The following is a 9,673-nucleotide window of genomic DNA, read 5'->3' as shown; positions in this document are numbered from 1 at the left end:
CCCGAACCCGCACCCACACACGCATCCGCACCGGAACCCGCACCCACACTCCCGACCCCCACCACCGCACCCGGCCAAGAGGCCCTCGCCGCGATCCTCGCGCGCCCCGACCGCGCCGTGATTGCGCTCGATTTCGACGGCACCCTCGCGGACATCGTCCCGGACCCGGAGCAGGCCCGTGCCCACCCCGGCGCCGTCGACGCCCTCGTCGCGCTCGCCCCGAAAGTGGCCTCCATCGCCGTGATCACCGGCCGCCCGGCCGGCGTCGCGGTCCGGCACGGCGGCTTCGCCGGAGTCGCGGGCCTCGACCACCTCGTCGTCCTCGGCCATTACGGCGCCGAGCGCTGGGACGCGGTGTCCGGCACCGTCCACGCCCCCGCCCCGCACCCCGGCATCGCCTCGGTCCGCGCCGAACTCCCCGGTGTGCTCGACCGGTCCGGTTCCTGGCACGGCACCTGGGTCGAGGAGAAGGGCCGGGCGATCGCCGTCCACACCCGCCGGGCCGCCGACCCGCAGGCCGCGTTCGAGGCGCTGGGCGGCCCGCTCGGCGAACTCGCCGCCCGGCACGGACTGATCGTCGAACCGGGCCGGCTGGTCCTGGAACTGCGCCCGCCCGGCATGGACAAGGGTGTGGCGCTCGCCCAGTACGTACGGGAGACGGACGCCGAGTCCGTGCTGTACGCGGGCGACGACCTCGGCGACCTCGCCGCCTATGCCGCGGTGGAGAAGCTCCGTACCGACGGCGCCGACGGCATCCCCGGCCTGCTGGTGTGCAGCGGCAGCGCGGAGGTGCCCGAACTGGCCGAGCGGGCCGACCTGCTGCTCGGCGGGCCGGGCGACGTCGTCGCCTTCCTGGCGGCGCTGGCCCGGCGGATCTGACGCCCGGACCCCGCCTCCGTCCCGTCTCAGTCCCGCCGCAGCGCGTCCAGCTGGTCCAGGAACCACTGCTGCGGCGGCAGCGCGACCGCCGCCGCGGCCAGGCGTTCCGTGCGCGCCGCCCGTTCGTCGTCCGCCATCGTCAGCGCCTCGTGCAGCGCCGCCGCCGTCGCCGAGACGTCGTACGGATTGACCACCACCGCGTCGCTGCCCAGCTCCTCGTAGGCGCCCGCCTCCCGTGACAGCACCAGCGCGCAGCCGTGGTCGGAGACGACCGGGATCTCCTTGGCGACCAGGTTCATGCCGTCGCGGATCGGGTTGACGAGCGCGACGTCGGCCAGCCGGTACGCGGCGAGCGAGCGGGCGAAGTCGTCCTTGACGTGCAGCACCACCGGCGTCCAGCCGGGCGCGCCGTACTCGGCGTTGATCTCGTCGGCGACCCGCCGCACCTCGGCCGTGTAGTCGCGGTACACCGCCAGGTCCTGCCGGGAGGGGTAGGCGAAGGCGACATGGACGACGCGCTCACGCCACTCGGGCCGCTCGTCCAGGAGCGAGCGGTACGCGAGCAGGCCGCGCACGATGTTCTTGGACAGTTCCGTTCGGTCCACCCGTACGATCGTCCTCCGGCCGGGGCCGGTCTGCTCGCGCAGCGCCGCCATCCGCTCGTCCACATCCGCCTCGTGGGCACGGCGGCGCAGGAAGTCCGCGTCCGCGCCGAGCCCGTGCACCCCGATCCTGGTCCGCCCGGTGCCGCCCAGGATCTGGGTGCAGCAGCCGATGAACGCGTCCGCCCAGCGCCGGGTCAGGAACGCAGCCCGGTCCGCGCCCAGGATGCCGTGCAGCAACTGCTCGGCGATGTCGTCGGGAAGCAGCCGGAAGTAGTCGACGGGCGCCCACGGGGTGTGCGAGAAGTGGCCGATCCGCAGATCCGGGCGCAGCTCGCGGAGCATGCCCGGCACCAGCGCCAGGTGGTAGTCCTGCACCAGCACCGCCGCGGCCGGCCCCGCCTCCTCGGCGAGCGCCTCGGCGAAGGCCCGGTTGTAGGTCTCGAACGACGCCCACTGCCGCCGGAACTCCGCGTCGAAGACCGGCTCCAGCGGCGTCTGGTACAGCATGTGGTGGACGAACCAGAGCACCGAGTTGGCGATGCCGTTGTAGGCGTCGGCGTGCACCTCCGCGTCGATGTCGAGCATCCGTACGCCCTGCTCGGCGACCCCGCGCCGGACCGCCTCCCGGTCCCCGGCACCGAGCGCGGCACACACCCACAGCTTGTCGTCGACGGCGCTCAGCCCGGAGACGAGACCGCCGCCGCCGCGTCTCGCGTCGAGCGATCCGTCCTCTCCCAGGGTGTACGAGACCGGGCCGCGGTTGGACGCGACGAGGACCTGGGCATCGGACCGGACGCCGGATCGGACAGCGGGCTGGGCATCGTGCTCGGAGACCATGTTGCGGAATCTAGCCCGATCACGAACCGCCCAAACGTGCGAAGCCGGACTGCGAGGCCGGACTGCGAGGCCGGGCTGCGAAGTCGGACGGGGTCAGGCCGCGCGGCGCGAAACGTACTCCTCGATCTCGCACATCGGGGGACGCTCCTCGGTGTCCACGGCATGGGTGCGCGGTACGAAACCGTTCTCGCCGCGCTCGAACTGGGTGAGGACCGGGCGGATCAGGTGGCCGCGGGAGAGCCGCAGCTGGGCGGTGCGGTAGATCGCCGCCGCCATCCGGCCGAGCGCCTGCCCGTCCTGGTGCCGGTGCTTGCGTACCCCCACGTCGACCTGGGCCAGCGCGTCCAGCCCCACCGTGTGCAGCGCGTCGACCAGCAGACCCAGCTCCACGCCGTAGCCGACGGGGAAGGGCAGCCGTTCGAGCAGCGAGCGGCGCACGGCGTACTCGCCGCCCAGCGGCTGGACGAAACCGGCCAGCTGCGGCCAGTGCAGATTGAGCAGCGGACGGGCCACCAGTTCGGTCACCCGGCCGCCCTGGCCCGTCGTGTCGCCGAACGGGCGGTCGTACATCGCCTTCACGAACTGCACGTCCGGTTCGGTCAGCAGCGGACCGACGATGCCGGAGACGAAGTCCGCCGAGAAGTCCTTCAGGTCGGCGTCGATGAAGCAGACGATGTCGCCCCCGGTCACCAGGAGCGAACGCCACAGCACCTCGCCCTTGCCGGGTACGGCCGGGATCCGGGGGAGTATCGCGTCGCGGTGCACCACCCGGGCGCCGGCCTCCCGGGCCACCTCGGCGGTGGCGTCGGTGGAGCCGGAATCGATCACCACGAGCTCGTCGACCAGCCGGACCTTCTCCATCAGCTCGCGCCGGATCGTCGCGACGATCTCACCGACCGTCGCCTCCTCGTTCAGCGCGGGCAGTACGACACTGACGCTCCCGCGGCCCGCCTCCGCGGACCTGGCGGCCAGCAGGCGGTCCATCGGACGGTCGGCGGCCGACCAGGAACGCCTGGCCAGCCAGCATTCGACCTCTTCCAGCACGGTCGATACTCCCTGTATGTGATCCATCTCGCGGTTCGGACGACTATCTCAACAGTCCGGTGCTTCGGTTACAGTCTTGAACAACGCGGACGACCATCGCATGCCGGGGTCCGTCCGCCGATAAATGCCCGGATCGAAGATCCGGTGCCACAGCGCTCATCCAGAGGGACTGAGGGAACGGCCCGTTGAAGTCCCGGCAACCCCCCCACCGACCGTGAGGTCCGGTGAGGAAGGTGCCAATTCCGTCTCGTGGCGAAACGCGCCGCGGGGAAGATGAGGAGAAAGGGCCTCGCCACCATGGCTGCGCAGACCGTTGCAGTAAGCACCGATTCTTCCGTCGACACCGAAGCCGGCCACGCCGGAGCCGTCGACCTCGGCCCCGCTTCGGGCCTTTCCTGCCGCGAGTGCGGCGAGCGATTCGAACTCGGCCCCATTTTCGCCTGCGCGTCCTGTTTCGGGCCGCTCGAAGTCGCGTACGACCTGCCGAGCGGCTCCCCCGAAGAGCTGAAGAAGCGCATCGAGGCGGGCCCGGCCAACATCTGGCGCTACGCGCCGCTGCTGCCGGTCCCGGCCGACGTCGCCGAGAAGCCGAACCTGAACCCCGGCTGGACCAAGCTCGTCCAGGCCGACAACCTCGCCCGTGAGCTCGGCGTCGAGCAGGGCAAGCTGTTCGTCAAGGACGACTCCGGCAACCCCACGCACTCCTTCAAGGACCGGGTCGTCGCCCAGGCCATCGAGGCCGCCCGCGCCTTCGGCTTCACCACCCTCTCCTGCTCCTCCACCGGCAACCTCGCCGGTGCGGTCGGCGCCGCCGCCGCCCGCGCCGGCTTCCGCTCCTGCGTGTTCATCCCGCACGACCTGGAGCAGGGCAAGGTCGTCATGGCCGCGGTGTACGGCGGTGAACTGGTCGGCATCGAGGGCAACTACGACGACGTCAACCGCTTCTGCTCCGAGCTCATCGGCGACCCGCTCGGCGAGGGCTGGGGCTTCGTCAACGTCAACCTGCGTCCTTACTACGGCGAGGGCTCCAAGACCCTGGCGTACGAGATCTGCGAGCAGCTCGGCTGGCGGCTCCCGGATCAGCTGGTCGTCCCGATCGCGTCCGGCTCGCAGTTCACCAAGATCGACAAGGGTCTCCAGGAGCTGATCAAGCTCGGCCTCGTCGAGGACAAGCCGTACAAGCTCTTCGGCGCCCAGGCGGAGGGCTGCTCCCCGGTCTCGGTCGCGTACAAGGGCGGTCACGACGTCGTCCGGCCGCAGAAGCCGAACACGATCGCCAAGTCGCTGGCGATCGGCAACCCGGCCGACGGCCCGTACGTCCTGGACATCGCCCGCCGCACCGGCGGCGCCGTGGAGGACGTGAACGACGAGCAGGTCGTCGACGCGATCAAGCTGCTGGCGCGCACCGAGGGCATCTTCGCGGAGACGGCGGGCGGTGTGACGGTCGGTGTGACGAAGAAGCTCATCGAGGCCGGTCTGATCGACCCGTCGCTGACCACCGTCGTACTCAACACGGGTGACGGCCTCAAGACCCTCGACGCGGTTGCCGAAACCTCTCAGGCGACCGCGACGATCCGCCCCAGCCTGGAGGCGTTCCGCGCCGCCGGCCTCGCCACCAGCTGACCACCCGAGACTTCAGGAAGGGCACCCACCATGAGCGTCAAGGTCCGCATCCCCACCATCCTCCGCACCTACACGGGCGGCCAGGCCGAGGTCCCGGCCGAGGGCTCGACCCTCTCCCAGGTCATCGAGTCCCTGGAGCAGAACCACCCGGGCATCGCCGCCCGCGTCCTGGACGACCAGGGCAAGCTGCGCCGCTTCGTGAACGTGTACGTCAACGACGACGACGTGCGTTTCGAGGGCGGCCTGGAGACCGTGACGCCCGACGGCGCCGGCATCTCGATCATCCCGGCGGTGGCGGGCGGCTGCTGACGCCCCGTCCGGCCGTATCGCGTTATCGAATTGGCCCCTCCGCGTTTGAAGCGGAGGGGGCAATTCTGCATGGTTGAGCGGGGTACAGTGTGGGAAGTCCCCCCAGCTGCCCCGTGCCGCCCGCATATGAGAATGCGCCCGGCCACGACAAGATGCAGCCAAAGTGTGTGTTGGCCTTGCGGCATAAGTCGCCTTTGTCTGGCCCGACTTGCCCAGGAATCTCATGAAACCCGCATATTCGGGCGTTCGGTGCGGCCGAGAATTCTCGTCCGATTGACCTGTTGCAGAGGGCAGTTGGGCAGATACATTCAGCCGCGGTCGACGCGTTCCGGCGCACACACCCTCTCCTGTCGGAGGGTGAGTTCTGACCCGGGTCCGCGAAGTGCGGTCCTGCGCAAGGGCCAGTAATAGGGGAGTTAGGCATGGCTCAGGGCACCGTCAAGTGGTTCAACGCGGAGAAGGGGTACGGCTTCATCGCGGTCGACGGTGGTGCGGATGTTTTCGTCCACTACAGCGCGATCCAGATGGACGGGTACCGCACCCTCGAAGAGGGTCAGCGAGTTGAATTCGAGATCTCGCAGGGCCAGAAGGGGCCGCAGGCAGACATGGTCAAGCTCGCCGTCGGCTGAGTTCGGCGCGGTCGGCCAACGACACCACTCACGCACTGAGGGCCCGTACCCCGGGGGTACGGGCCCTCAGTGCGTTCTGACGCGCCGCCGGGCGCCGTCCGCGGCCGCCCACCGTCTTCCGTCTTACGTGGCTCCGTCCGCGGCCGCGTCCACAGTCGTCCACCGTCTTTCCGCGGCCGCGTCCATGTCCGTCCACAGCCGTCCGCCGTTGTCCACAGCCGTCCACAGCCCCGTCCGCGGCCGCGTCCACGACCGTCCGCCGTTGTCCACATCCGGAGGGGGACGCTTGCACTCTCGGGGGTCGAGTGCTAATCATTGGCGTTAGCACTCTCCAGGTGAGAGTGACAGAACTTGGACCGGGCCGGTGAGGCCCGCAGGTCGGTGGGGCAAGGAACCACCGGTCACGCAGGCCGTCCGTCGCGGGCGCCACTCGGTCCGGAGAAATCCACCCCTGTCCGGGAGGACCACTTCACATGGCCAAGATCATCGCGTTCGACGAGGAGGCCCGGCGCGGTCTCGAGCGCGGCATGAACCAGCTCGCCGACGCCGTCAAGGTCACCCTTGGCCCCAAGGGTCGCAACGTCGTCCTTGAGAAGAAGTGGGGCGCCCCCACGATCACCAACGATGGTGTTTCCATCGCCAAGGAGATCGAGCTGGAGGACCCGTACGAGAAGATCGGTGCGGAGCTGGTCAAGGAGGTCGCCAAGAAGACGGACGACGTCGCCGGCGACGGTACGACCACCGCCACCGTTCTCGCCCAGGCTCTCGTCCGCGAGGGTCTGCGCAACGTTGCCGCGGGTGCCAACCCGATGGCCCTCAAGCGGGGTATCGAGAAGGCCGTCGAGGCCGTCTCCGCCGCCCTCCTGGAGCAGGCCAAGGACGTGGAGACCAAGGAGCAGATCGCTTCGACGGCCTCCATCTCCGCCGCCGACACCCAGATCGGCGAGCTCATCGCCGAGGCCATGGACAAGGTCGGCAAGGAAGGCGTCATCACCGTCGAGGAGTCCCAGACCTTCGGTCTGGAGCTGGAGCTCACCGAGGGTATGCGCTTCGACAAGGGCTACATCTCGGCGTACTTCGCCACCGACATGGAGCGCATGGAGTCGTCCCTGGACGACCCGTACATCCTGATCGTCAACTCGAAGATCAGCAACGTGAAGGACCTCCTTCCGCTGCTGGAGAAGGTCATGCAGTCCGGCAAGCCGCTGCTGATCATCGCCGAGGACGTCGAGGGCGAGGCCCTGTCGACCCTGGTCGTCAACAAGATCCGTGGCACCTTCAAGTCCGTCGCCGTCAAGGCCCCGGGCTTCGGTGACCGCCGCAAGGCCATGCTCGGCGACATCGCCATCCTCACCGGTGGCACCGTCATCTCCGAGGAGGTCGGCCTCAAGCTGGAGAACGCCGGTCTCGACCTGCTCGGCCGCGCCCGCAAGGTCGTCATCACCAAGGACGAGACGACCATCGTCGACGGCGCCGGTGACAGCGACCAGGTCCAGGGCCGGGTCAACCAGATCCGCGCCGAGATCGAGAACTCCGACTCGGACTACGACCGCGAGAAGCTCCAGGAGCGCCTCGCGAAGCTGGCCGGCGGCGTGGCCGTCATCAAGGCCGGTGCCGCGACCGAGGTCGAGCTCAAGGAGCGCAAGCACCGCATCGAGGACGCGGTGCGCAACGCCAAGGCCGCCGTCGAGGAGGGCATCGTCGCCGGTGGTGGCGTGGCTCTGCTCCAGGCCTCGGCCGTCTTCGAGAAGCTGGAGCTCTCGGGTGACGAGGCGACCGGCGCCAACGCCGTCAAGCTGGCGCTGGAGGCCCCGCTCAAGCAGATCGCCGTCAACGGTGGTCTTGAGGGCGGCGTCGTCGTCGAGAAGGTGCGCAACCTGGCCGTCGGCCACGGTCTGAACGCCGCGACCGGCGAGTACGTCGACATGATCGCCGAGGGCATCCTCGACCCGGCGAAGGTCACGCGTTCCGCTCTGCAGAACGCCGCGTCCATCGCCGCGCTGTTCCTCACCACCGAGGCCGTCATCGCCGACAAGCCGGAGAAGGCCGCCGCGGCCGCTCCGGGCGGCATGCCGGGCGGTGACATGGACTTCTGATCCTGACGGATCGGCAGTCCGGCACAGCTTCCCAGCTCTGCCGCGTGGGCCCCGGGACCATTTCGGTCCCGGGGCCCACGTGCGTCCTGCGCCCCTGGCGCTACCGGGCGAACACCATCTCCGGGAAGCGGTCCGAGGGCCCGTCGAGCAGCTGGTCGTCGCGCCCGCGCAGCCACCGGTCGAAGAACGACGCCACGTACGCCCGGTTCGCGGCCAGCGCACGGCCCGGCGGCACCGTCCCGACCGCCCCGGCCAGCCCGCCCTCCGGCACCGCGCCCTGCCGGGCCAGCCGGGGCAGCAGCACCTGGGCGTCCGTGTACGAGGCGTGCCGCGACCCGGTCAGCGTCACATCGGCCTTCCAGCCGCGGGTGTTCGCCCAGAACGCCGCCCAGGACGGCTGCTGCCGGTAGTCGCCCGAGCCCTCGCTGCCGGTTCCCATCAGCAGCAACGGCCGGTCGAGCCCGTTCAGGGCCACGCTGCTCAGGTGGGTGCCGTCCGGCTCCCGTCCGCCGACGTAGTCCATCTCGCCGTCCATGTTGATGCCTGCCAGGAAACGCCGGTCGTCGTGCATCGTCTGCGCGGCGGTGAACCCGCCCGCGGACTGGCCGAAGACGCCGACCCGGCGCAGATCGAGCCCGCCGCCGAACCGGGTCCGGTTCAGCCGGGCCAGCTCGTCGAGCACGAACCGGGTGTCGGCGACCCGGACCGCCACGACCTTCTCCAGCAGGGCGCTGATCGCCTCCGGGTCGGTCGGCGGCGCCCCGTCGAAGATCCGCATGGTGGCCAGCCGGCCGTCGGGGAACTCGACCTCGGTCGCCTCATGGGTGTGGTCGACCGTGACGACGGCGTACCCCCGGCTCGCCAGGTCCTCCACCAGTGCGGTGTTCCAGGTGCGGGGGTCGCCGAGCCCGGGGGAGTACAACACCACGGGCAGTTGCCCGGCCCGGCGGTCGACGGGGGCGTCCCGGTACGCGTGGGTGGGCGTCGCACCCCAGTCGACGCTGCCCGCCGCCATCCTCAGATTCATGGCGGCGGCCCCCTCCGCGCTGCCGAAGTGGGCCGCGGCCGCCGCCGTCATCTGCGGCACGGCACGCGCCGCCGCGCCCGGCCGGGCCGGGTACCAGAGGCTGACCATCAGCTCCCGGCGGGCGGAGGTGCCCGGCACCCAGGGCTCGGTCCGCGAGCGGTCGACGAGGTGCAGCGCGACGGTGCCGACGGCGAACGGGCCGGTGGGGCGCGGCAGTACGGCCTTCGGGAGTCCGGCATTCGGCGGTACAACATTCGGCGGTACGGCCTTCGGGCGGTGGGTGCGGCGGGCCGGGCCGGTGGCTGCTGTGGCGGGTGACGGCAGGGCGCTGGTGGCCAGCAACGCCGAAGCCGCCAGCCCGGTGACGAGCACCTGACGACGGCTGTGGCCACGGCTGCGGTCACGACCGGGATTGTGCGGGACGGCTGTCACGTGGGGCTCCCTGTGGGTCTGCGGTGGACGCCCCCACGATGCCCGCCGGAGCGCCGTGGGCGCGTGATACCGCAGTCCCCATTCCGTCATGAGCCCCTGGCTCCCCGGTATGAGACGGGGAGCAGGGGCAAGGAGGCAAGGAGGCAAGGAGGCAGGGAGGCAAGGGGCCGAGGGGCAAGGGCGAGGGGCAAG

The 9,673-nt window shown here is 70.5% G+C and carries 8 protein-coding genes and 1 riboswitch; of the genes, 5 read left to right on the top strand and 3 right to left on the bottom strand.

Annotation, left to right across the window (positions count from 1 at the left end):
• Nucleotides 1-93 precede the first annotated feature (93 nt).
• Nucleotides 94-879, top strand: coding sequence for a trehalose-phosphatase (gene otsB, locus AADR41_RS28915; protein WP_342284344.1), 786 nt, complete (start codon nt 94-96; stop codon nt 877-879).
• A gap of 26 nt (nt 880-905) precedes the next feature.
• Here otsB and AADR41_RS28910 read toward each other — a convergent pair whose 3' ends face one another.
• Entirely contained in the window at nt 906-2,321 is a 1,416-nt protein-coding gene (locus AADR41_RS28910; RefSeq protein ID WP_342284338.1) for an alpha,alpha-trehalose-phosphate synthase (UDP-forming), read from the bottom strand.
• A 93-nt stretch (nt 2,322-2,414) separates the two neighbouring features.
• A complete protein-coding gene (locus AADR41_RS28905) occupies nt 2,415-3,365 on the bottom strand; it encodes a glucosyl-3-phosphoglycerate synthase (protein ID WP_342284343.1) in 951 nt (316 codons plus the stop codon).
• A 153-nt stretch (nt 3,366-3,518) separates the two neighbouring features.
• A riboswitch (SAM riboswitch) is annotated at nt 3,519-3,645 on the top strand.
• Nucleotides 3,646-3,662: 17 nt separating this feature from the next.
• On the opposite strand from AADR41_RS28905, the gene thrC reads away from it, so the two are divergent.
• The 4 genes from thrC (at nt 3,663) to groL (ending at nt 8,022) form a co-directional block, all read left to right on the top strand.
• Entirely contained in the window at nt 3,663-4,988 is a 1,326-nt protein-coding gene (thrC, locus tag AADR41_RS28900; protein WP_342284337.1) for a threonine synthase, read from the top strand.
• A gap of 30 nt (nt 4,989-5,018) precedes the next feature.
• Entirely contained in the window at nt 5,019-5,297 is a 279-nt protein-coding gene (locus AADR41_RS28895; RefSeq protein WP_317866360.1) for a MoaD/ThiS family protein, read from the top strand.
• Nucleotides 5,298-5,719: 422 nt separating this feature from the next.
• Nucleotides 5,720-5,926, top strand: coding sequence for a cold-shock protein (locus AADR41_RS28890; protein WP_003967346.1), 207 nt, complete (start codon nt 5,720-5,722; stop codon nt 5,924-5,926).
• 473 nt (nt 5,927-6,399) lie between these two features.
• Nucleotides 6,400-8,022: a chaperonin GroEL gene (groL, locus tag AADR41_RS28885; RefSeq protein ID WP_124717206.1), complete on the top strand. Its 1,623-nt coding sequence runs from the start codon at nt 6,400-6,402 to the stop codon at nt 8,020-8,022.
• 100 nt (nt 8,023-8,122) lie between these two features.
• Here groL and AADR41_RS28880 read toward each other — a convergent pair whose 3' ends face one another.
• Nucleotides 8,123-9,481 (bottom strand): alpha/beta hydrolase family protein, encoded by a 1,359-nt coding sequence (locus tag AADR41_RS28880; RefSeq protein WP_342284336.1) that lies wholly within the window; start codon nt 9,479-9,481, stop codon nt 8,123-8,125.
• Nucleotides 9,482-9,673: the final 192 nt, after the last annotated feature.

It is taken from the genome of Streptomyces sp. CLV115, assembly GCF_038448545.1.
GTDB classification, from domain to species: Bacteria; Actinomycetota; Actinomycetes; order Streptomycetales; family Streptomycetaceae; genus Streptomyces; species Streptomyces sanglieri.
The sequence above is the reverse complement of the archived record's forward strand: the minus strand, read 5'-3'. Positions and strand labels throughout refer to the sequence as shown.

Excerpts from the sequence above, each read along its gene's own strand:
- AADR41_RS28910 (WP_342284338.1), bottom strand. The coding sequence starts at position 2,321 with ATGGTCTCCGAGCACGATGCCCAGCCCGCTGTCCGATCCGGCGTCCGG.
- groL (WP_124717206.1), top strand. The coding sequence starts at position 6,400 with ATGGCCAAGATCATCGCGTTCGACGAGGAGGCCCGGCGCGGTCTCGAG.
- AADR41_RS28890 (WP_003967346.1), top strand. The coding sequence starts at position 5,720 with ATGGCTCAGGGCACCGTCAAGTGGTTCAACGCGGAGAAGGGGTACGGC.
- thrC (WP_342284337.1), top strand. The coding sequence starts at position 3,663 with ATGGCTGCGCAGACCGTTGCAGTAAGCACCGATTCTTCCGTCGACACC.
- AADR41_RS28895 (WP_317866360.1), top strand. The coding sequence starts at position 5,019 with ATGAGCGTCAAGGTCCGCATCCCCACCATCCTCCGCACCTACACGGGC.